This is a genomic window from Pseudomonas sp. 2995-1, from assembly GCF_002742505.1.
Lineage (GTDB): Bacteria > Pseudomonadota > Gammaproteobacteria > Pseudomonadales > Pseudomonadaceae > Aquipseudomonas > Aquipseudomonas sivasensis.
Genome location: NZ_LJSA01000628.1, coordinates 1 through 383 on the forward strand (window position 1 = coordinate 1; position 383 = coordinate 383).

The window sequence follows — 383 nt, forward strand, 5'->3', positions numbered from 1 at the left end:
TTAACGAAGTCAGCACCGGCCTGAGTCAAGACAACGTTGTTGCCAACGATGGCGTAGTAACCGTCTTTATTGCTGTCACCGGTGAAGGTGACTTTCAAATCGGCAACTGGGGTTTCTTCGTCACCCACGGTGAACGAGCCCGCAACAGTGTCTTTGCTGACAGCGTCTTCAACCAACGGATTCGCGGTTACTTCGATGGTCGGCAGGTCGTTGACCAGCGTCACATCCGGAGTAGCGGCGGCAGTTGCGCTGCCTTTGTCAGCGTCAGTCACGGTCAGATCGAACGCAGGCAATTTGTTGCCCGCGTTAACGAAGTCAGCACCGGCCTGAGTCAGGACAACGTTGTTGCCAACGATGGCGTAGTAACCGTCTTTATTGCTGTC

1 protein-coding gene is annotated in these 383 nt (G+C 54.6%); it reads right to left on the reverse strand.

Annotated elements, in window-relative coordinates; genetic code table 11:
• Positions 1-383 (reverse strand): hypothetical protein (locus tag AOA61_RS31425; RefSeq protein WP_158234844.1); only part of this gene is annotated, 383 nt, incomplete at both ends.